This window comes from Croceicoccus estronivorus, assembly GCF_001625325.1.
GTDB lineage: Bacteria > Pseudomonadota > Alphaproteobacteria > Sphingomonadales > Sphingomonadaceae > Caenibius > Caenibius estronivorus.
On record NZ_JRQQ01000009.1, the window covers coordinates 59561 to 80680 of the forward strand.

Here is a 21120-nt window from a genome sequence, read left to right on the forward strand (position 1 = left end):
GCGAAGTCAGGAAACAGGCCATGCAACAGCGCGTCATGCAAAAAATGCAGGCGTTAGTTCGCGATGATGCCCAGCTGGCTTCTCTCATCCCGCTGCCATCGGTTCGCGAATCCATTTGTGCGCCCGGGCAGAGTCTCGCGGAAATCATGGATCGAGCGTTCGATGGCTATGCAGATCGTCCGGCAATGGGCACTCGCGAGCATGTTGTTGCCACAACTGAAGACGGGCGCACGGAACGGATATACCAGCCCTCATTCAAGACGATAACCTACAAGCAGCTCCAAAGCCGTATCCACGCTGTCGCCAATGCATGGAAAAACGATCCGGTCCATGGGATCAAAGCCGACGAGTATGTCTGCATCTTCGGATTTACCAGTGCGGAGTTCGCCATACTGGATTTCGCGACCGCCTATGTGCACGCGGTTACCGTGCCGTTGCAGCCTGGCGCGGCCAATATGGATTTTGAAGAGATACTGGATGCTATCAGGCCGGTCACGGTCTGTGCCGCGACCAGCGATCTCGAAACCGTAGCCGGGCTGGTCGCGGGCAAGAGCTATGTCAAAAGCCTGATAGTTTTCGAGTATGATGAGCGGATCGATACCGAACGGGAGCGTTTCGAGGCTGCCGCCGCATTTCTTGAACAGGGCGGGACCGACATTGCATTGATCTCGCTCGAACAACTCGAAGTGTTGGGGGGCACGTCGAGGTGGAGTTATCCGGCAATGCATGGAGAGGGCGGGGAGCGCGTTGCCTCTATTGTCCATTCATCCGGAAGCACGGGAACGCCCAAAGCTGCCATGATAACGGAGAAGGCTGTCCGGTTTTTCTGGACAAGTGTGCCTGAAGGCGCGCCGCCCGTTATCACTGTCTGTCTTGCGCCCTTCAGCCATTTGCTGGGCAAGGGTACTCTGGTGACTGCCTTGCGGGTGGGAGGCACTGCCTATTTCACGCTCGCTCCGGATATGTCGACGCTTTTCGATGATATCCGGGCGGCACGCCCCACATTGCTGGGCCTGTTTCCCCGCGTCATCGAGCTGGTGCACCAGCATTATCAGAACGAGGTCGCGCAGGAGATCAGGAAGACGGGTGACGACGAAGGTGTGGTGCGGGCACGCGTCAAGCGGGCCATGGCGGTTGACTATCTCGGTAGCCGGCTGTGTTTCACGCTTTCCGGCGGGTCACGCATATCGCCCGTGGTACGGGAATTTTTCGAGGATTGTTTTCAGGTGCAGCTGCTGGATTCCTACGGGAGTACGGAAGGAGGCAGCGCTGCGGTCAATGGGATCATCCAGCGCCCGCCGGTCCTCGCGTACAAGCTGAGGGATGTTCCCGAACTTGGTTATTTCACCTCGGACAGGCCGCATCCGCGTGGCGAGTTTTGCTACAAGAGCGAGCAGAGCATCAAGGGTTACCTGAATGCGCCCGAGTTGACGGAGGCGATGTTCGACGGCGAAGGATTTATCTGCACGGGTGACATAGTCGAAGAGTATGGCCCCGACCATATCGCCGTCATCGACCGGCGCAATGATGTGCTCAAGCTGTCGCAGGGCGAGTTCGTCCCGATCGGCGCTCTGGAAGCGCTGTTCGAAACGCGGAGCGATCTGTTCGATCAGGTCTATATTTATGGCAACTCGCAGCGATCCTATCTGCTGGCGGTGATAGTGCCCGACATGGCGCTGGCCTCAGCGCAGATTGGCGACGCCCCTGACGACCAGGCCCTGCATGATCTGATCCAGAAGGAAATGCAGCGCGTAGCCAGCCAGGAGGGTGTTCGAAGCTTCGAAGTGCCCAGACAGTTCCTGCTGGAACAGGAGCCGTTCAGCGACACGAACGGGCTCCTGTCCAGCCTGCGGAAAAAGATACGCCCTGCGCTTGCCAGAAAATATGGTGCGCGACTGGAAGGCATGTACGACGAGGCCGAACGGGTCAAAGACGAGCGTCGACGTGAACTGGCGGACACGCACTCGGCGCTGTCGGTAGCAGACAAATTGGGCATGCTGCTGGAACTCGACCTCGGTATCACGATCACGGCCACCAGTGATTCCGCGACATTTTACGAACTTGGGGGAGATTCGCTGGGGGCGGTCCTGTTCTCGCTCTCGGTCGAGGAGATATTCGGGGTAGATATACCTGCCGACAGGATTCTGAGCCCGACTGGTAATATACGGACGTGGTCTGCATATATCCAGCGCGCGTATGCAGCCGGATTTAAGCAGCCGACCGCCACCAGTGTCCATGGCAAAGGCTGCACGTCCATCACCAGCAGCGAGTTGACATTAGCGAAATTTATTGACGCTGACACGCTGAACGCAGGGCTGCGTCTTCCGGCCTCGACGCAGAAGACGCGCACGGTCTTGTTGACGGGGGCGAATGGCTTTCTTGGGCGGTTCGTGTGCCTGCAATGGCTCGAAAAGCTGGCGCCATCGGGTGGCAAATTGATTTGCCTGGTCCGCGCCACCGATGATGATGCGGCGGCAGCGCGGCTGGATGGGGTATTCCGCGGATTGGATCCCGAGATGGAGGCGCGGTTCGAGGAACTGGCGCAAGATCATCTGGAAGTGTTGGCCGGCGATGTTGGCGAACCGCGACTGGGGCTCAATGAAAAAGATTATGGCCGCCTGTCGATGGAGGTCGATCGTGTCGTGCATGTGGCGGCGCTGGTCAATCACCGTCTGTCTTATGCCAACTTGTTCGGGCCCAATGTGTGCGGAACGGCCGAGATCATTCGCTTCTCGATGGCCGGGCGAAAGAAGAACATCGACTTCGTGTCGACTGCTGCAGTCCGTCCATTGGTGGATCAAAGCGGTGGTGACTGCGAGGATGCTCCGCTGCTCGATGAGATCGAACTTTCAGATGAGTATGCGGCCGGTTACGCAGCCAGCAAATGGGCAGCCGAGCATCTCTTGCAGCAAGCGCACAGGGAGTTCGGCATACCGGTCAATGTTTTTCGCGGCGATATGATGTTGCCCCACCGGATCTACAGGGGGCAACTCAATACCGACGACATGTTTTCGCGTTTGCTGATGAGCATCGTGAACACGGGCCTTGCACCCTATTCCTTCTATCCCCTTACGGAAGAAGGCAGAAAAGCGGTCGCCCATTATGACGGGCTCCCGGTTGACATAGTGTCGGCAGCGATTGCGGGGGCCGAACATGACCGCAATGCCTGCCTGATCTGCAATATCGAGAACTACCATAAGGGGGACGGCTGCTCGCTGGACAGCTTTGTGGACTGGATCGAAGAGGCCGGCCACGCGATTGCACGGGTTGAAGACTATGACGCATGGGTTGAGTCCTTCAAAGGCGCGCTCGGGCAGTTGCCCGAAGATCGGCAACAGCACTCCGCGTTGGACATCATGGACGCGTTCGCTGCACCGCAATCGGCAGGATACGACGACGTAGCGGCATGCGATCGTTTCAAGGCTCTCGTGAGCAATTTGGCGGTCGGTCCAGAGATTCCGCATCTGTCGCGAGATTACATCGAAAAATGTCTCGAAGACTTGCAACTGTTGGGATTGATCGATCCCGCGGGCAAACGCGCGCTGGGGGTGAGGAAATGATCAAGGCATATGCCGCACTTGAACCGGCGGGTTCCTTGGTGCCGTTTGAATATGATCCTGGTGAGCTGGGATCTCGCGAGGTCGAGTTGGATGTGCTGTACGCGGGCATCTGCCATACCGATCTGAGCATGATTGATAATGCGTGGGGTTTTACGCAATATCCGCTGGTTGCCGGGCATGAAGTGGTTGGCAGGGTGGCCAGCCTGGGGAAGGACGTCAGCAGCCTGAAAATTGGCGACATCGTCGGCTTGGGGTTTCACGCAGGCTATTGCCTCGAATGTGAAGCATGCGATGTTGGCGATCACAATTTCTGTTCCAGCGCCAAACCAACGATGTTTGGGCGGCATGGAGGCTTTGCAGATAAAGTTCGCGCGGATGAAAAGAGCCTGATTCCCATTCCCGACGGGATCGATCTGGTAGCTGCCGGCCCGCTATTTTGCGCGGGGGTTACGGTATTCAACCCCTTCATCGAGTTCGATATCAAGCCGTCGGACAAAGTGGCCGTGATCGGCATCGGCGGGCTTGGTCATCTCGCTTTGCAGGTGGCCAATGCCTGGGGCTGTGAGGTGACCGCTTTCACCACCAGTGAAACGAAGGCAATGCAGGCGCGCTCCCTGGGGGCGCACCATACACTCAATACGTCTGACCCGGCGCAGATTGCCGGGGCAGCAGGAAAATTCGATCTTATCCTGTCGACTGTTGACGTGCCGCTGGATTGGCGCGCCTATCTGCGGACGCTGAAACCGCGTGGGCGGCTGAATTTCGTGGGTGCGAGTGTGATACCCATGCAGATTGCGCCCATGGATATGATGACTAACCAGCTTTCCGTCTCGAGTTCGAGCGTGGGTAGCCCTGCAACAATGCGCAAGATGCTCGAATTTTTTCAGCGCCATAAGATCAAGGCGATGATCGAAACCTTCTATTTCGATGAGATAAACGATGCCATTGATAGGTTGCGATCGGGAAAAGTATACTACCGCATAGTTTTGCAGAACAGAAATATTAAACTAAAATAGTAATATTATTTCTTTTTAAGAACCATTGGGCCTTGGTGCTCTGCCTATGGCAATAGGGAATTGCTTGGTGCCCTTGTGCAAAGAGATCTTTCTTGCGCCTTGGCAAAAGATAATCACCTCATACCATCGCGTTTGGATACCGTGCGTGCGGTAATTCGAGAGGATCGATGGAGCGCCAAAAATGAAAGGCAGCCCATGCTTTTCGCCCGCTGCCTTTGCCTGAGAATTAACGCCACCCGATAGGCGCCTGGCCAAAATGCCTGAGTTCCACATGGCTGGTTGCTGTGATGTGCAGCAGACCGAATTATGGTGCGTGCAACAATCAGTCGCAGACGAGAACGGGGCTGGATTCCATGAACCCAGCCCCGTGCTGCAACAATTCAGATCAATCCGATTATTCAGCTGCCATGGCAGCCGGTGCATCCGGATTCATTGCTTCCAGATACTCTCCGGGCTTCGCGCCGGTATAAGCGCCGTCGCGGAAGATCGGGACGCCATTCACCATGGTTAGTCGCATGGGGGCCGCCTGGCGCGTATAACGCCACATCATGCCACCCTTGCCATCTTCCACGTCGTAGCGCTTCTCCATGTCGCGCTGCTGGATCTCATTCAGGTCGAACACCACCAGATCGGCGCGTTTGCCGACCTTCACTTCGCCGATGTCGTGGAGGAAGAAGTGTTCCGCCACTTTCCCGGTCATGGTGTGGATCGCCTGCTCCAGCGTGATGAGCTTCTTGTCGCGAACGAACTTGGTCAGATAGATCACGTTTTCGCCACTGCCGCACAGCATCTGCAGGTGTGCGCCGCAATCGTTGACGTTGCCGAGCGATTTCGAATCGCGCACCTGAACCGCAACCGCCTCGTCATTCATCGGCATGGGTGACATGCGGATTGCGGAGTTGACGCCGTTGCGCAGAAGCCATTCGGCCGCAGCATCGGAGGTATGGACGCCCAGTTGCTCGGCGTAGTCCTTGAGCGTGATGTTGAATGGACCGCCGGTGCCGTTTTCGGAACCGAGCTGGGTGAGCAGCAACAAATGCGGATTGGCCATCGGCGATTGGGGATAGATCTTGTGATCCCAGCTATCGCGTGCACGGGCCCGCCAATCGGGATCGCGCAGGACGGCTTCCTTCGCCGCGTCACCTTCGGCCAGCACTGCTTCGTGCCAGACGTAATCGTTGGACTGTGCGAACAGCAGCGAGCGATAAATGCTGACCTGCGCGCTCAGCGGAGTGTGAGCGTAGCCCGGCCAGACATCCAGCCCTTCGTTACGCAGCCGCGCCACGAGTTCCCGCAGCTGATCGACGCGATAGTTCTGGTATTCAGACGTCGGCGCCGCACCGGTGAACTGTACGCGAATACCCCGGCCCTTGAGCAGGTTGGAGATGCGTTCAATCTGCTGGTCGCCGTTGTCGCGCATCAGGGCCACATCGACGATGCACTGGAAGGTTGCAGACGGATAACGCTGCAACACATCGAACAAGGCTTCGAATTCGGCATCGTCTGACACCAGCGTGGGGATCGGACGGTCCTGGCCATCGTGATCGAGCAGGTTGGTCGAAAGGCCGAGAGCGCCTGCCTGCAAAGCATCGTCAAGCAGTTCGGCCATCTTTGCCCGCTCTTCCGCATTGGACGGGCGATTCCATGCTTCTTCACCCATTACTGCGATACGGATCGCGATGTGGCCGACGTAAGTCGTGTAGTTGAGCGGCATCTTGACCTTCTCAACCATCGATTTCTTGTATTCGGACCACTTGCGCCAGTCGAACGGCAGGTGCTGCGTAAAGGGTTCCAGCGGAATATCCTCGAAGAAGGAGAAGATCTTGATCATCTCCATCTGCGCGGCCTTGTCATCCGACAGCGGTGCAGCAGAGAAGCCGCAATTGCCCATGACGATAGTGGTCGCGCCGTAGCCGGGCAGGGGATCGAGATCGGGCTGCCACCACATCGTCGAATCATAGTGGGTGTGAGCCTCAATGAAGCCGGGTGTGACATAGCAACCCGATGCATCGAACACTTCTTCTCCTGCACGCGGGGCGAGATCGGGACCGATTTCGACGATTCGTTCGCCTTCGACACGCACGTCGGCCGGGTAGGCATCAGCGAGTGTTCCATCCACCACTGTACCGCCTTTTATAAGGAATTCCGCCATTTTCCTCTCTCCTCGTATATTTTGCTTATCGCTTATCATTCCTCAGGGAATCGAATTAATTAAGCGGCATATTTATATTACCACAAGGTCACGGCTGTCGAGCAGTAAAGGTGGCCTGGATGGAAAGAGGACGGATTACCGAAGTGAACTGGAAATGTTCCTCCAGAAAATGGGGGCATCGGACTATGCTAATGCTGTCCGGTACGCGCATGCCGATGCAATACGTCTCGGCTACATCGGGATTGAAACTGCTCAAAACCAGAACCGCACGCCCACGACATAATTCGTGACACTTGGATCCTCTCCGGAGGCGCGCGCATATTCAGCGCTTCTGCCGACTTTCCATTCCTGTTCGATGCCAATGTATGGGGCGAATTCCCGCACCAATTCATAGCGTAGTCGAAGCCCTGCCTCCGCCCGGTCGAGGCCTGCGCCGATCCCCATTTCGGGAATGTCTTGCGCGGACAGGTTTAACTCGACACGCGGCTGTAGAATGAGACGTTGCGTGATACGCTGATCCAGTTCGGCTTCGATCCGTCCTGTCAGGTCGCCTTTGGACGAGAGGAATGCCGCTGCATCGACCTCGAACAGATATGGTGCGAGCCCCTGAATCCCCAAGACGATGTGGGTACGTTCGGGGCCGGTGAGATCCTGTCGAATACCTGCCTGCACATCCCACCACGGGTCAATCGCATGGCTCCACAGGCCCTGGACCTCTGCAGACTCCGGTGCTTCCCTGAAACTCCCTTCACCTTCACTCTTGAACCAGAGCTTGTCGATATCACCGCCGTAATAGCCCTGGATGTCCCAGAGATACCCGTCGCCGCCCCTGCGCGCGCGATATTCGGCCCGATCCGCCTGGAACCAGAATATGGGCATACCGCTCACTTCGCGGACAACGGCCGCGCGTGACGCTGCCATTTTGTCCGCCCCGACATAGGCATCGGCTGCAAATGCAGGGCCTTCGAATGCCTCGGGCGGGGGTGGTGCCGCGGGGATGGGCGGATCGTCTGCTCTGGAATCATGGTCCATGGCTGAACGGCCCATGGCACTGTGATCCATTTGCGAATGATCGGTTGCCGGCTGATGCGATGGTTCCGTGCTCGCCTCGGCAGGCGGTGCGGAATCGACCCCATGCTGATGGTCCTGCGCCCAGGCTGCTGTGGAATGCCACCCGAATGGCAGGAGGAAGAGGAGGCCAAGGCGCATTATTTTCGCCCCTCCTGCAGCGGGCGAACGGTCACGACCTGAAACATGCCATTGTGCATGTGGTAGATCAGGTGGCAGTGAAACGCCCAGTCACCGGGCTCGTTCGCAGTCAGATCGAATTGTGCGCTGCCTCCGGGCTGGACGACAACGGTATGCTTCAAAGGCTGATGGCCCGGGGGCGCATCGTTCACCAGTTCGAAGAAGTGGCCGTGCAGGTGGATCGGATGCGCCATCATCGTATCGTTCACCAGTTTCACCCGCACCCGTTCGTTGAACGCGAAGCGGATCGGATCATCGGTGACAGCAGAGAACTTCTTGCCATCGAACGACCACATGTAGCGTTCCATGTTTCCGGTGAGATGGATCTCCCTCAAGCGCGTCGGCCGGCGCATGTCGGGATTCATCTTTTCCGCCACAAGCTGCCTGTAATTGAGGACACGGTGGCTCGCGTCGGCAAGTCCGATGCCGGGGTCGCCCATCCGATCGACCGGATTCATGGCAACCATGTCGAGACCGGGCCCTGCCTTGACGCCGGACGGGAGCAGCGACGTGTCGCGCATCGACATGGATCCCATCTCCATGTCCATCGGCGCAGCCATTGCATCATGATGCATGCCGTCTCCGGACGATCCATGGTTCATGCCCATATCGGCCATCGTCAGCAGCGGTGGTTGGCGCAAGGGAGGGATGGCTGCTTGCGCACCAGGGCGGCTGGCCAGCATCGCGATCCCCATGCCCGAACGATCCATTGCCTCGGCAACGATAGCAAAGGCATCGTTGCCGGTCGGTTCGACGATTACATCATAGGTTTCCGCATTGCCGATCTGGAATTCATCGACTTCGACTGGCCGCACGTTCTGGCCGTCGGCAGCAATTACCGTCATCGGCAGGCCGGGAATGCGCACGTTGAAGAAAGTCATCGCCGATCCGTTGATGAAACGCAGGCGGACCCGCTCGCCGGGGGTAAAAGCGAACCCCAGCCTATCCTCCGGCCCATGGCCGTTGATGAGATAGCTGTAGAGTGGGGCGGAAACGTCCGAGATGTCCGTCGGCATCATTCGCATTCGCGCCCACATGCGTCTTTCGGCGCCTGACAGCGCGTAGTCGTCAGTGGCGGTGGTCTTCTGGAAGTTGAACGGCGCTTCGCCAACTTTCAGCTTTTTCATGATGGTATGAGGGTCCACCGGCGACCAGTCCGACAACATCACGATATAGTCGCGGTCGATCTGGTGTGGATCTCCATCGGCAGGGTCGATGATGATCGGGCCGTAATGTCCCATCGGTTCCTGCAAGGTGTGCGCGTGCCACCAATATGTTCCCGCCTGCCTGATCGGGAATTCATACCGAAAGCTTGCCCCCGGTTCGACAGCCGCCATCGTCACACCTGGCACGCCATCCATCAGGAACGGCACCAGTAGCCCGTGCCAGTGGATCGAGGTTCCCATCGCGCTGTTGTTGACCAGATCGACGATCAGGTTCTGCCCTTCCCGCAGGCGGAGCAAGGGACCGGGCAACGTGCCGTTCACAGTGACGGCCGGCCCGTGACGCGTGCCGGTGGCATAGTTCGCGTCGGCGACAGTCATTGTCAGATGGTTGCCCGACAACACATCGCTGCCCTTGCGGGCGATTGCTCCGCCATGGGCGCCTCGCGCCCAGCCGGGCAAGGGGTGCCCCAGGGCCAGCATGCCAGCCGCGCCGGCAGTGCGGCAGAGGAACTTGCGACGGTTGATCGAGAGCCTGTCGCGCAAGGGTATCGTGTTCATGCCCACGATTACGCACCGACCGCAATCATCCCTCAAACAAGGTCGGCTATTTTACGATAAATGCGAACGCGCAGGTTCCAGGCTGTTCAGCCACCGGTTCCGGCAATGTGTCCGGCGGCGATGTAGGCAAAGACTGTTGCCGGGCCGAGGGTGCCGCCTGCCCCGGGGTAGCAGTTTCCGAACGGTGAGCCGGAATTGTTGCCCACCGCGTAAAGACCGGTGATCGCATTGCCATCGCGCGCCATGACTCGCGCATGCCGGTCGATTTTCAATCCCCCCTTACTGCCGAGATCGCCCAGGTCGATCCGAACCGCATAGAACGGGGGCTTGTCAATCGGGCCAAAACACGGATTGGGGCCGACGTCCGCCTTGCCGAAGAAGCGGTCGAAACGATTTCGCCCCCGACCAAAATCCTCGTCCACGCCGGTTTTCGCAAAGCCGTTCATGCGTTCGACCGTTTCGGCCAGCGTGTCGCCGGGGACCCGCATCTGTTCGGCCAGTGAAGCTATCGTTCCGGCCTTGAAGATGTAGCTGCCCCACCATTCGGGAGGCAGGCTGCGATCGGGCATCACGAAAGCGGGCAGGACCGGCCCGCAGGGATAACGCTGACGGAACTTCGCGTCGAATACCAGCCAGCAGGGGATATTCGCGCCTGTCGCCTTGTGGTCGGCGATCATCGCCTGACCGAACTCGTCGTAGGAACAGCTTTCGTTGACGAACCGTTTGCCCAGTCCGTTGACGCACATGCTGAAAGGGTGACGGTGGTCGAAAGTCATTGATGCCGCAATGTCCAGATTCGGCTCCGTGCGCGACGGGATCTGCATGCTGGGCGCCCACCAGTTGGCATCGAGCGTTTCCGTATCGGCACCGATGTCCTCGCCGCAGGTCAGGCCATCGCCTACGTTCATCTCCGCAGGCGTCAGGCTCCAGCCACGCCGGGTGGTGACAGGCAGATGGTCATCGCGCAACTTCTGGCTCTGTTCGAACCCGCCCGTCGCCAGGATGACGCCTGCCGGAGCGTCAAAGTGGATTGCCTTGCCGAATATTTGGGCATCCACGCCGGAGACTCTGCCACTTGTGGTTGCAAGGCCGGTCAAAGCGCAATTGAGATAGAGCGGAATGTCCCGGTCCATCATCGCCTTGCGGAGCCCGCCGCATAACGCCCGGCCCATCGTCAGCCGACGGTCGGTAGCGGTCATGCGCCGCCAGCCGATGTCCAGCCAGTATTTCGCCATCAGTTTGAAGGCGGTCCATTGCCAGCCTTTGCCGCGCTCCGAAAGATTGAACGATTGTTCGAGGTTCAACACATAGCGGCCGAACAGCTTGTAGCCTTCGGGGGAATCGCGCAGCCGGAAGAACTCCTCCCCCAAGTGCTTGCCGTCGATTTCCGTGGGAAACAGGGAACGCCCGCTTGTCGCTCCCGGCGCGTCGGCGATGTAATCGGGGAAGCCGGGGACCGAGATCATCTGTACGCCGAGCGCGGCCAGATAGCGCACCATTTCCGCGCCGCTATCGAGGTACGCTTCGAGCTTGTCCTCGCGGTATGAGCCTTTGCTTACGGCCTTGAGATAAGTCAGCGCATCGTCGTGGCTGTCGCCCTCCTGCGCCAGCCCGTTGCACGGTATCCACAGGCCGCCGCCGGATATGGCCGAAGTGCCGCCAAAGCGCGACGATTTCTCGATTACTGCAGGGCGCAGACCAAGATCGTGCAGCCGCACGGCAGCGAGCATTCCGGCAGCGCCGGAGCCACAGACGATCACGTCGTATCCTCGGACTTCGCCGTTTGGTGGTAATGTATCCGTCATGTCGGTTCCTCCGCTGGCCGATGTTTCCTCAGCCGTCAGAGGCTGTAGCCGCCGTCCAGAGTCAGGGTCTGGCCGGTGACGAAGCGCGCACGATGAGAGGCGAAGAACAGGACTGCGTCGGCCACTTCCTCAGCCGTGCCCAGCCGTTTGAGCGCCGAATTGCGGATTGCCGCTTCGACATATTGGTCGTTGTAAGCTGTTCCCATCAGTTTGCGGAACAGGCCGGCATCGATCAGGCCAAGCGAGACGGTATTGGCCCTGATACCATTGCGTCCTTCCTCGCGCGCAAGGCCGGTCATGATCGCGTCGTTTGCGGCCTTGGGAATGACTGAAAGGGCATCTTTGGTCGGCCAGCGGAAATGCCCGGCAGAACCGATCGCAACGAAGCTGCCACCGTGCTCGCGCATGTGGGGCAGCACGGCATGGACCACATTGAAAAATCCGCTGGTGTCGGCATCCATGACTGCGCGAAACTCGTCGAGCGTGAGTTCGCCGATGAATTTCATCGCAATGTGGGAGCCGGAAGCGTTGACGACGGTGTGAATGCGCCTGAAGCGTTCGATCACTCCGGAGCAGGCTTTGGCAACAGCATCGGCATCCTCGATCGCGACGGACACGGCCATTGCCGCGCGGCCATGGCCTTCGATCACAGCCGCAACTTCACGGGCAGCGTCTTCGTTGGTGCGATACGTGAAGGCGACGTCGGTGCCAGCCTCGGCCAGCTTTTCACAGATCGCGCGACCGATCCCGCCACTGCCGCCGATGACGAGAGCGGCGCCATCGCCATCGGGAAAATCGGGAAAGACCGCCACAATCAAACACTCCTCGTTCCAATGCGCACGGTGTTCGCGCGTCGTGTGAACGGGAAGCTTAGGCGGCGAAAAGGCTCACCATTAACTCGTTTTCATTTTCGATCGGCAGCGGGGCATGCGTCGGGTTAAGTTCCCGTTTTCGTCACGAAGCACTATGAGTGAGACGGATGGCGCAATAGCCGGCACATGCGGCGAGGCTTGTCAGCACTGTTCCCCATGCCATGTCGATCACGGTCAGGCGCAGCGGCCATTCCCTGAGCGTCGCCTGGTTGGTAAGATCGTAAGTTCCATAAGCCAGCAACCCGACCACCGCGCCCAGCAGGGCTGCCCTGCCCGGTCCGCCCTCCTTCACCGCAGGCAACACTGCGAGGACCAGCAGGCCGGTGATGTATAGAATGTAGAAAGCGGCTGCCGCAAGGAAGCGTGGCTTGTCGGCAAGCATATCGCCCATGGCAGGACGATAGAACCGGGCGGTCATCTGGCTGAGCCAGACGGCATCCAGCGCGAGAAAGGCGAGGCCGCTGGCAAGCCAGCCATAGACATAGGGCATCATCGGTACATCTCGTTTCTGGAAGGAGCGGGCGGAAGAAGCGAAGGGAAGAACGCGTTCACGCTGTTCTGGTAATTGCGAAACACCGCGCCCTTGCGTTCAAGCATCGATTTTTCGAGCATCGGAACGCCGGTGCCGAACCGCAGGACGCAGTACATGACGATGGGGGCCAGCAGCGTCAGCCAGCTGGCCGGGGCGGAGAAGGAAAAGCCGATCACGGGGTAGGCCAGCCAGGCCAGCCACTCGAAGAAGTAGTTGGGATGGCGGGAACGGCCCCACAGGCCGCGATCCATCACTGGGGGGCGGTCAGGCCAGGCCTTGTAACGGCGCATCTGTTCATCTGCGATCGCTTCGCCGACTATGGCGACGCCCAGTATGAGAAGCCCGGCGAAATCGCGCAGGTTCAACGCTCCCGGCGCATGGGCGGCGGCAAGGGCCGAGGCCGCCAGCAAGGCGGACACCGGGGGCTGCCACATCACGAACCGGAACAGGCGCGGCTGGAAGGAATCGCCCCACTGCTCGCGCAATTCACCGTAACGCAAATCCTCCGGCGATCCGGTCACGCGATATGCGAGATAGGTTCCCAGCCTGACCGACCAGAGCGCGGCCAGGGCGGCTACCAGGATCAGACGGAATGGGTTGGCTGGTCCATGCAGCCAGACGATTGTCGCCGCGCATGTGAAGCCGGTTCCGAAGGTCCAGAAGACATCAACCCACCCGGCGTTGCCGCTGCGCCGCTGAAACCACCATGCGCAGCCCATCCATGCGGCCATTGCCCCCCACACCGCTGCCGTTGCCATTAGGGTCTGGGCGAACATCACGGTCACACATTGGCAACGGCAAAGGCGATCCGGCCGACAAGATCGGTCGGGACCAGCCGTCCCTCTGTCGCGAACAGGCACAGGCAAGGCCTGTCGCCATGAACGCTGGGGTGGTGGGTATGGCTGGCGTCCAGTTCCACGAAATCCCCGGCGCGGTAGATAATGTCGCCGTCCTTCAGGGCGCCTTCGAGAACCTGGGTCAGTTCGGTACCGGCATGACTATGCCGAGCAGTTTTTGCACCGGGTGCGGCCCGCAGCAGGAAGACACGATCCTCTTGGGCATGGGGCGTGTCCACCTTCGCGGTCCAGACACCCGGTGCGACCCAACGCTGCCTTGCGTTGGCAAGTATCTGGTCGAGCCCATGCCGTTGGGGAGGCATAGCAGGCAGGGGTTCTTCCAGGCGTGCGAGCGTTTGCGTCAGGGCATCTTCGGCCATGACAGCAGGGTCGAGTTGGGAAATGAGGTGCCCACCCAGCTTCTCCAGCCGGGATACTTCGCGACGGCACCTGGCGCATGTGTCCAGATGCGCGGCAACGACCAGATCGAAACCGGCGCGGATCGTTCCGGCGACATAACTGGCCAACATGTCGGGCGAAGGGTGGTGTGCGGGGGCAGTCGTTCCGCCCGCAAGGCGCGGGTGGGTCATTGCAGTTTCTCCATGCGTGAACGCAGTTTGGCAAAGGCGATCCTGAGGCGTGACTTGACCGTGCCCAAAGGCAGGCCAAGCGCGGCAGCAATCGCCGAATGGGGTTCTTCGTCGAAAAACGATCTGCGGATGACTTCCTGCTGGTCCGTGGGCAGGCTGGCAATGGCATCGCGCATCAGGGCATCGGCTTGCTCGCCTGCCATGAGATCATCCGCAGTGGCACTCTCGTCCGCCTCTTCAGCGGGAAAGTGCCCATAGGTGACTGTGCTTCGTTCCCGGCGCAGGCTGTCGATGCGGCGGTTGCGCGCGATTACGAAAGTCCAGGTCATCACAGAGGAACGGGTCGGGTTAAAACCACCAGCTTTGTGCCAGATCGTTACCATGACATCCTGAGTCAGATCGTCGGCCACCGCCGGATCGCTGCCCAGGCGAATAAGATAGGCTTTGATCCTCGGGGCTAACTGCTGGAATAGCCTGGCAAAAGCCTCCCGGTCTCCGTCGGCCACTTTCAGCATCAGGCCGGATAGCTGATCCCGGCTATCGTCCCCCTTGCTGCGCATCACCATCTGTCCCCCCGCCTTGCTGCCCGAAGGCCACAACGGGATGGAATTCTGTTCCATGGAATGGGCAAGCGCAAGTTGCATACCCCCTTTACGATCCAATGCACCGATTGGATCACAAAAAAGGTGATCCGTCGGGAGCGGTTTCACGTATACCTGATATGAACATGCACATTGGGGGCCCCGTCGGGCGCATCATTCCGGAAACAGACGGCCAGTCGATTGCCGTGATCGGCGCCGGCATATCCGGCCTGTCGGCAGCCTGGCTTCTCTCCCGCCGACACGATGTCACCTTGTATGAAAGCGCTGACCGGCTGGGTGGCCATGCCAACACGGTGCATGTCGAGGTGGATCATGCGCCGGTGGCGGTCGACACCGGTTTTATCGTCTATAACGAGCAGAACTATCCCAATCTGACCGCTCTGTTTGCCCATATCGGCGTTGAAACCGCGCCGTCCGACATGTCTTTTGCAGTGTCTTTGGGGGAAGGGCGGATGGAATATTCGTCCAACGACCTGCTGTCGTTCCTCGGCAACGGGCGTAACCTCTTCAGTGCCCGGTTCTGGAGGATGTCTGCCGACCTGGTGCGCTTCTATCGCCAGGCCAGCCGGGAAATGGAGTGGCTGAAGGATGCGGAGCATGTGACGCTGGGCGATTATCTCGACACCAATGGCTACAGCCATGCATTCCAGTTCGATCACCTGTTGCCGGAAGCGGCGGCGATCTGGTCGAGCTCGGTCAAGCACATGCGTGATTATCCGGCTTGTGCCTTTGTTCGCTTCTTCGACAATCACGGGTTGCTCAAACTGCGGGACAGGCCACGCTGGCGCACCGTGGCAGGCGGTAGTCACCGCTATGTTGCGGCATTGGCTGCGGCGATGAAGGCGCGGATTACATGTGGCGACCCGGTCCGGAGTGTCCAGCCTGTCTCCGATGGGGTCGAAGTCCGGACTGCGAACGGCGTGGCGCGTCGTTTCGACAAGGTTCTCATCGCGGCGCATTCCGACGAAGCTCTTGCCATGCTGGCCTGCCCCGACATGGGCCAGAAAGAGGCGCTTTCGGCCATCGGATACCGCCGGAATCGAGCGGTATTGCACACGGACCCCATGCTGATGCCGCGTCGCCGCCGGACCTGGGCCAGCTGGAACTATGTGGGACATGGTGCTGCAAGCGAAGGGTGTGCAGTCACCTACTGGATGAATCGGTTGCAGGGACTGGAGACGTCACGCCCCCTGTTCGTGACTCTTAATCCGGAGAGAGAGCCCGATCCGGCAAGTGTCCTGTGGGAAGGTGAATACGATCATCCCGCGTTCACACCTGCGGCGCTGGCGGCGCAACGCAGGATATGGGGGCTTCAGGGACGCGGTAACATCTGGTTTGCCGGTGCCTGGCTGGGGGCGGGATTCCATGAAGATGGCCTGCAGGCCGGGCTGGCTGCGGCGGAGGATATGGGAGGCGTGCGCCGCCCATGGAGTGTCCCCAATGCATCCGGCCGTTTGCATCGGCCCGCAGCAGTTCCACTGGAGCCGGCTGAACTGGTGCTCGCGACATGACGGGATCCTGTCTCTTCGCGGGCGAGGTCGTGCATGTTCGCCGCAGGCCGACGTTTCATCGGCTGAGCTACCGTATTTTCATGGGGCTGTTCGATCTCGACGAGCTGCCCGCGCTGTCACGGAATATCCGGTTGTTCGGATATAATCGCGCCGCTCTGTTCAGCTTCCATGATCGCGATCATGGCGATGGCAGCGGCCATCCACTGCGTCCGCAGGTGGAGCAGGCGTTGGCCGATGCGGGCATTGAGCCGCCGGGCGGGCCAATCCGCATTTTATGCATGCCCCGCCTGCTCGGATATGTCTTCAATCCGATCAGCGTCTACTTCTGTCATGACCGGGCAGGGCGATTGTGCGCGACAGTCCACGAAGTGAACAACACGTTCGGGGAACGGCATTTCTATGCGTTGCCGGCAGTGGCAGGCTATGATGGACGAGTGAGGCAGGACTGTATGAAGCAGTTCCGCGTTTCGCCTTTTCTGCCGATGGATCTCGATTATCGTTTCGTCATCGTCCCGCCGGATGAGACGACTTCGGTGAGCATTGCGGCGAGGCGCGATGATGAGGATATCCTGATCGCGTGGTTCAACGGGCGGCGGCATCCCTTGAATGATGCGGCGCTGGCCCGACAGTGGCTGACTCATCCGGCCATGACATGGAAAGTGATCGCAGGCATCCATTGGGAGGCCTTGTTTCTGTGGCGCAAGCTGCGTCGCGGGAAGTCAACAATTACTGCGCCGGCGCCCTCCATCAAGTGAACGCCTCAGGAGCTTCGGGCCGGAAAGCGTTTCCGTTCACGCCCTGATTATCTGGGCCAGCGCGTTCCTCAGATGCATCGTAAACTCTTCGCGAATATCCGGTGAGTCCGCCTTGTATTCGTGGGCGCGGCCGATCTGTCTTTCGTTGCACACGAAGAAGATGATCGGAGAGCCGACCAGAGACAACAGCACCGGTAGCGACACCTGTCGGAACTCCCCGGCGGCAACCCCGGCATTGACGACGTCTTCGAACGTTTCGATCACCGGCCTCGAAAATTCGAGAGGTTCATGCGCACGTGCAACCAGGTCCGATGTGTTGCGCATTATGATGCGAGCCGCCGTCGGGCGCGCGATCATGAAATCGAACCATGCGAGCAACAGCGCGAACAGGCGATCGAAATGATGGCCTTCCACGCTGATGCTTTCCATTTTCTCGATCAGCGCCGTGAACAGAAGCTTTTCCACTTCATCGTAGATTGCGCGCTTGGTGGGGAAATGATGGAGAACCGATGGGCGTCGAATGCCGACTTCCCTGGCGATATCGTCAAGGCTGGCCCCCTCGAAGCCTTTGGCTGCAAAGACATTTTCAGCAGTGGACAGGATTACCTCGCGCGTCGGGCGCGCGATGGCCGTCGTTTCACTCGGTCTGGATTTCCTGCCGCTCTTGCTCATTTGTTTCCCATCATGCCTTGCTGCATCCGCGCATACACCATTTCGACATTGCGGCAGACGGATTGACATGAAATCGCCAATGCAACAAATGTTGCCTACAGACTAGTAGGTAGCGAGTCGGTCGCCGTGGATCGTGACTTGCTTGTGGGAGAGTGAGCATTGGCGCAGGATGGCACATTGCGTGTTCCTGTCGTTTTTCGACCTGAGATCGACGGAGGCATGTCGAATTGACGCTAGGCTTGCGGATCAATGTGCTTCATCCTGCAGAGATGGGTCGTGTCCGCGAAGCAGTTGAGCAGTTCGAAGGTTTGTGGACGGCACGACCAGAGCTGTATCGCAGGTGGAATGGAAGTTGAGGGCGCGCAAGAGAGTACGGCCTGTTGTGAATGAGGGGTCATATCATGACGGCATGGCTTTACTGTCATTGGGGAAACTAACCCGATATACAAAGAAATAATATATTTTCTTATAATATTAAAAAAATAACAGAATAAATTTAATTGATTTGTGTGTTGTTGTTAATTTAATTGATCCGATATTCAAAAAGGGAGGATCCATGATGAAGGGTGCTGTCAGGCATTTGCTGTTTGCGAGTGTGGCGGGCGCGGCTGTGGCGGTGTCCACGCCTTCGCTTGCACAGACAACGGAAGGTGCGTCGGAAACCAGTGGGCTGGGCGAGATCATCGTTACCGCTCAGCGCCGTGAGGAACGCAATCAGGACGTGCCTATCGCGATTACCGCGTTCACGCCGGAAACCTTGCAGAAGAACAATATCACCGACGCCCAGGGGCTGAATGGCCTGGTGCCGTCGATGACGATCGGTTCCAAGGGCCAGGGCTCGCGCGACACGATGTCGCCGACGATCCGTGGTCAGGGTGCGACCTTCCAGGCTGCCCCCGGTGTGGTCGTCTATATGAGCGAAGTTCCTCTGGCACCTGCCTATACGCTGAGTATGCAGGGCGGGCACGGCAACTTCGTCGATCTGGAAAACGTGCAGGTCCTGTCCGGTCCCCAAGGCACGCTGTTCGGCCGCAACACCACCGGTGGTGCGGTCCTGTTGACTCCGAAGAAGCCGACGAACGATTTCGAAGGCTACATCGAAGGCAGCCTGGGCAACTACGATTTGCGTGGTCTTGAAGGCGCGATCAATGTGCCGGTCGTCGATGACAAGCTGATGATCCGCGTCACAGGCGCTTATCGCGATCGCGATGGCTTCACCAAGGATCTCGTCTGGAACAAGCGGCGTGACGACACGCACTGGTATATGGGCCGTATCGGCGTGCTGATGAAGCCGACCGAAGGCCTGACCAACTATTTCATGGCATTCGGATCACGCTCCAGCACCAACGGCACGGGCATTGTGAACGGGGGCTTCAATATCCCCTATCTGCAGGCTTACGGCCTGTGCAGCCAGACGCCCGGCATCGGTTCCTGCGGCCTTTATCAGGAGCAGACGGACACGCAGGAAGAAATCGGCATCCGCAAGGTCCGTCCCGGCCTGGACGGTTACCAGAAGATCCGCACCTGGGGTATCGTCAACACTACCGATCTGGAGCTGTCCAGCCAGCTGACGCTGCGTAACATCGTCAGCTATCAACGTCTCAAGAGCGATTACGCCTATGATGCGGACGGTACGCCGATTCAGCAGTACGATGTGCAGTCATGGAAGTATCCGGACTTCCCCGTGGATGGTCTGCAGGAATACGGTCTGCCGCTGTACGGTTGGACGAATGCTGCGCCAAACAGCAATCCGCGCGATAACCTCAAGCAGTTCACCGAAGAATTGCAGCTTCAGGGGAATTTGCTGGACGACAAGCTGCAGCTCACTGTTGGCGGGTTCTATTACAGCCTGAAACCGTCCAGCCTGTGGGAAGTCCATCAGGTCGTCTATTGCCCCGCCGCCTATACCGGCACTTGCGGTGCGAACACGCAGATAGCGGGAGTGAGCACGAAGTCGAAGGCGCTGTATGCGCAGGCGACGCTGGATCTCGGCGCGCTTTCCCCGTCACTTGAACGCCTGAAACTGACTGCTGGCTATCGCTATACCTGGGATACGATTAACGGCTTCACCTCCAGCTGGGGGCTCAATACCCAGCAACAGCCGGCCTGTGCGTTCGATGGTTATGTCTTCGGCGATGAAGACCCGTTCGTAGCCTGCCAGTTCACCGGCAATCTGAAGAGCAAGGCCCCGACCTGGACGATCGGGCTGGATTACAAGCCGACCAACGATCTGCTGCTCTATGCCAAGATCAGCCGTGGCTATAAGGCCGGTGGCTTCAACCCCTATGCGGTTCGGACAACGACCACTGTCTTCACGCCGGAAAAGCTGACCAACTACGAAGGCGGTTTCAAGTTCGACACGCGGCTCGGCTCAATGCCGGCTCGTTTGAATGCCACGTACTATTACGCTGATTATAAGGACATTCAGCAGGCTTCGGGCGACTACAATCCTGAAACGCAGGTCAGCGGTGCCGCTTTCTTCCAGCGCGCCGCAACGCTTCAGGGTGTCGAGGTCGAAGCAATGATCAAGCCCGCGCCGTGGCTGCAGATCGGCGCTACTGTCAGCCACACCGATGGCGATTACAAGGATAGCGACATTCCTTTCGTCTATATCCTGCCGTGGCAGTATAACGTGAATGCGACGATCGATCTGCCGATTCCGGAAGAGATGGGCAATCTCAGCTTTTACGCGAATTATGCGTATCAGGCGGACCAGCACACCAATCCGAAGCTGGACCGGGCGGAGCCTGGTGAAGTCCTCGAATCCTACGGTTTGCTCAACCTCTCGCTTAACTGGCAGAATGTTGCCCAAAGCAACTTCGACGTCAGTCTGTTCGTGAGCAATGCGACCGACAAGAAGTATCGCATCATGAACACCAACGTCTTCAATTCGCTGCTCGTGGCTGGCGAGTTGTATGGCGAACCGCGGATGTATGGCGTCAAGCTGCGCTATAACTTCGGCAAGTAACATGGGTACGGCGCTGGCTCAGCACTGCTGGGCCAGCGCCTTTTCTTGAATAGACAATACCTGCAAAGGCATGCGCGCACGCATGGTGCGCCAACCACTGCCGACACAGGCACGCAAACCCCAAAAGATGTTTGGTTACATGAGGATGGCAGGCAACCGCCTGCCCGTCAGCGGAAGCGCATGGCTGTTGGGCAACACATGCGAATCATTCTTCTCGCATCAGTGTGAACTGGCTTAACGGTTAACGTATCGGAGGGCTGCGCAGCCAGAGTGTTAA

General features: G+C 58.8%; 15 protein-coding genes. 5 read left to right on the forward strand and 10 right to left on the reverse strand.

What is annotated here, in order from left to right; all coding sequences use genetic code 11:
- The first annotated feature begins 20 nt into the window (after positions 1-20).
- Together MB02_RS14045 and MB02_RS14050 are read left to right on the forward strand one after the other, a co-directional pair.
- Positions 21-3560 carry a thioester reductase domain-containing protein gene (locus tag MB02_RS14045; protein WP_170304747.1) on the forward strand — a complete coding sequence of 1180 codons (3540 nt, stop codon included), beginning with the start codon at positions 21-23 and terminating at the stop codon, positions 3558-3560.
- Positions 3557-4576 carry an NAD(P)-dependent alcohol dehydrogenase gene (locus MB02_RS14050; RefSeq protein WP_067538905.1) on the forward strand — a complete coding sequence of 340 codons (1020 nt, stop codon included), beginning with the start codon at positions 3557-3559 and terminating at the stop codon, positions 4574-4576. The genes MB02_RS14045 and MB02_RS14050 overlap by 4 nt, the downstream gene beginning before the upstream one ends.
- A gap of 394 nt (positions 4577-4970) precedes the next feature.
- Here MB02_RS14050 and MB02_RS14055 read toward each other — a convergent pair whose 3' ends face one another.
- From MB02_RS14055 to MB02_RS14095, 9 genes are all read right to left on the reverse strand, one after another.
- Positions 4971-6728, reverse strand: coding sequence for an N-acyl-D-amino-acid deacylase family protein (locus tag MB02_RS14055; RefSeq protein ID WP_067538908.1), 1758 nt, complete (start codon positions 6726-6728; stop codon positions 4971-4973).
- Between the two features lie 252 nt (positions 6729-6980).
- Positions 6981-7937, reverse strand: a complete 957-nt coding sequence (locus MB02_RS14060) for a copper resistance protein B (RefSeq protein WP_082826207.1) — start codon at positions 7935-7937, stop codon at positions 6981-6983.
- The gene (locus MB02_RS14065; RefSeq protein ID WP_082826208.1) at positions 7937-9700 is read right to left on the reverse strand and encodes a copper resistance system multicopper oxidase; all 1764 of its coding nucleotides are present in this window, start codon (positions 9698-9700) and stop codon (positions 7937-7939) included. The genes MB02_RS14060 and MB02_RS14065 overlap by 1 nt, the downstream gene beginning before the upstream one ends.
- An 86-nt stretch (positions 9701-9786) precedes the next feature.
- Positions 9787-11505 carry an FAD-binding protein gene (locus MB02_RS14070; RefSeq protein ID WP_067538911.1) on the reverse strand — a complete coding sequence of 573 codons (1719 nt, stop codon included), beginning with the start codon at positions 11503-11505 and terminating at the stop codon, positions 9787-9789.
- Between the two features lie 35 nt (positions 11506-11540).
- On the reverse strand, positions 11541-12317 hold the full coding sequence (locus MB02_RS14075) for an SDR family NAD(P)-dependent oxidoreductase (RefSeq protein WP_235829530.1): 777 nt from the start codon (positions 12315-12317) through the stop codon (positions 11541-11543).
- 142 nt (positions 12318-12459) lie between these two features.
- Positions 12460-12870 carry a DUF2177 family protein gene (locus tag MB02_RS14080; protein ID WP_067538915.1) on the reverse strand — a complete coding sequence of 137 codons (411 nt, stop codon included), beginning with the start codon at positions 12868-12870 and terminating at the stop codon, positions 12460-12462.
- The gene (locus tag MB02_RS14085) at positions 12867-13685 is read right to left on the reverse strand and encodes a DUF1295 domain-containing protein (RefSeq protein WP_206598600.1); all 819 of its coding nucleotides are present in this window, start codon (positions 13683-13685) and stop codon (positions 12867-12869) included. Before MB02_RS14085 ends, MB02_RS14080 begins: the two co-directional genes overlap by 4 nt.
- A gap of 5 nt (positions 13686-13690) precedes the next feature.
- Positions 13691-14335 (reverse strand): ChrR family anti-sigma-E factor, encoded by a 645-nt coding sequence (locus MB02_RS14090; protein ID WP_067538923.1) that lies wholly within the window; start codon positions 14333-14335, stop codon positions 13691-13693.
- Positions 14332-14979: a sigma-70 family RNA polymerase sigma factor gene (locus MB02_RS14095; RefSeq protein WP_156495527.1), complete on the reverse strand. Its 648-nt coding sequence runs from the start codon at positions 14977-14979 to the stop codon at positions 14332-14334. Before MB02_RS14095 ends, MB02_RS14090 begins: the two co-directional genes overlap by 4 nt.
- An 83-nt stretch (positions 14980-15062) precedes the next feature.
- Here MB02_RS14095 and MB02_RS14100 point away from each other — a divergent pair, with 83 nt between their 5' ends.
- The gene (locus tag MB02_RS14100; protein ID WP_156495537.1) at positions 15063-16448 is read left to right on the forward strand and encodes an NAD(P)/FAD-dependent oxidoreductase; all 1386 of its coding nucleotides are present in this window, start codon (positions 15063-15065) and stop codon (positions 16446-16448) included.
- Entirely contained in the window at positions 16445-17203 is a 759-nt protein-coding gene (locus tag MB02_RS14105; RefSeq protein ID WP_067538934.1) for a DUF1365 domain-containing protein, read from the forward strand. The genes MB02_RS14100 and MB02_RS14105 overlap by 4 nt, the downstream gene beginning before the upstream one ends.
- Positions 17204-17239: 36 nt before the next feature.
- Here MB02_RS14105 and MB02_RS14110 read toward each other — a convergent pair whose 3' ends face one another.
- Positions 17240-17875, reverse strand: a complete 636-nt coding sequence (locus MB02_RS14110; protein WP_067538936.1) for a TetR/AcrR family transcriptional regulator — start codon at positions 17873-17875, stop codon at positions 17240-17242.
- A 556-nt stretch (positions 17876-18431) separates the two neighbouring features.
- Here MB02_RS14110 and MB02_RS14115 point away from each other — a divergent pair.
- The gene (locus tag MB02_RS14115) at positions 18432-20843 is read left to right on the forward strand and encodes a TonB-dependent receptor (protein ID WP_067538939.1); all 2412 of its coding nucleotides are present in this window, start codon (positions 18432-18434) and stop codon (positions 20841-20843) included.
- Positions 20844-21120 lie beyond the last annotated feature (277 nt).

Excerpts from the sequence above, each read along its gene's own strand:
- MB02_RS14045 (WP_170304747.1), top strand. The coding sequence starts at position 21 with ATGCAACAGCGCGTCATGCAAAAAATGCAGGCGTTAGTTCGCGATGAT.
- MB02_RS14050 (WP_067538905.1), top strand. The coding sequence starts at position 3,557 with ATGATCAAGGCATATGCCGCACTTGAACCGGCGGGTTCCTTGGTGCCG.
- MB02_RS14055 (WP_067538908.1), bottom strand. The coding sequence starts at position 6,728 with ATGGCGGAATTCCTTATAAAAGGCGGTACAGTGGTGGATGGAACACTC.
- MB02_RS14060 (WP_082826207.1), bottom strand. The coding sequence starts at position 7,937 with ATGCGCCTTGGCCTCCTCTTCCTCCTGCCATTCGGGTGGCATTCCACA.
- MB02_RS14065 (WP_082826208.1), bottom strand. The coding sequence starts at position 9,700 with ATGAACACGATACCCTTGCGCGACAGGCTCTCGATCAACCGTCGCAAG.
- MB02_RS14070 (WP_067538911.1), bottom strand. The coding sequence starts at position 11,505 with ATGACGGATACATTACCACCAAACGGCGAAGTCCGAGGATACGACGTG.
- MB02_RS14080 (WP_067538915.1), bottom strand. The coding sequence starts at position 12,870 with ATGATGCCCTATGTCTATGGCTGGCTTGCCAGCGGCCTCGCCTTTCTC.
- MB02_RS14085 (WP_206598600.1), bottom strand. The coding sequence starts at position 13,685 with ATGTTCGCCCAGACCCTAATGGCAACGGCAGCGGTGTGGGGGGCAATG.
- MB02_RS14090 (WP_067538923.1), bottom strand. The coding sequence starts at position 14,335 with ATGACCCACCCGCGCCTTGCGGGCGGAACGACTGCCCCCGCACACCAC.
- MB02_RS14095 (WP_156495527.1), bottom strand. The coding sequence starts at position 14,979 with ATGCAACTTGCGCTTGCCCATTCCATGGAACAGAATTCCATCCCGTTG.
- MB02_RS14100 (WP_156495537.1), top strand. The coding sequence starts at position 15,063 with ATGCACATTGGGGGCCCCGTCGGGCGCATCATTCCGGAAACAGACGGC.
- MB02_RS14105 (WP_067538934.1), top strand. The coding sequence starts at position 16,445 with ATGACGGGATCCTGTCTCTTCGCGGGCGAGGTCGTGCATGTTCGCCGC.
- MB02_RS14110 (WP_067538936.1), bottom strand. The coding sequence starts at position 17,875 with ATGAGCAAGAGCGGCAGGAAATCCAGACCGAGTGAAACGACGGCCATC.
- MB02_RS14115 (WP_067538939.1), top strand. The coding sequence starts at position 18,432 with ATGATGAAGGGTGCTGTCAGGCATTTGCTGTTTGCGAGTGTGGCGGGC.